The 474-nt window shown below is 58.6% G+C and carries 1 protein-coding gene; it reads right to left on the reverse strand.

The window, feature by feature from the left end; genetic code table 11:
• Positions 1–474: hydantoinase B/oxoprolinase family protein (locus tag I6A82_RS14445; RefSeq protein ID WP_198095671.1), on the reverse strand; the 474-nt coding region annotated here is incomplete at both ends.

Here is a 474-nt window from a genome sequence, read left to right on the forward strand (position 1 = left end):
AGCCCGGCCACAGCGAGTGACCGTCCGGACCGTCACCCAAGGGACGACCCGGAATGCCGCCAAAGCCGATCTGGAACAGCTGGAACCATTCGCCCTTGCTGACCTCGCGGTTGTCCCACCCTGAATAGAACAGGTGCGGGCTTGAGCTGAAGCCTGCTGCATTGAGGAACTCAGGTGTACCCTGACCGAGCAAGCCGCCCAGGATGTCGACGATACGACCCAGCGCGTGCGTACGACCCGACAGGGCTGCCGGGAATTTTGGCTTGAGCAGCGAACCTTCAGGAATGCGGACCTCGATGAGATCGTAGAAGCCGTCATTGAACAGGATCTGCGGGTCGAAGACCATGATCATGTAGATGCCGAAGAACATCTTGAACATGTTCTCATTGAGCAGGAAGTTGATCGACGCGGCTGACTGCGGGTCAGTGCCGTCAAAATCGAGAATGACCTTCCCGCCTTCGCGCCACATCGTGC

It is taken from the genome of Novosphingopyxis sp. YJ-S2-01, assembly GCF_016093175.1.
GTDB classification, from domain to species: Bacteria; Pseudomonadota; Alphaproteobacteria; order Sphingomonadales; family Sphingomonadaceae; genus Novosphingopyxis; species Novosphingopyxis iocasae.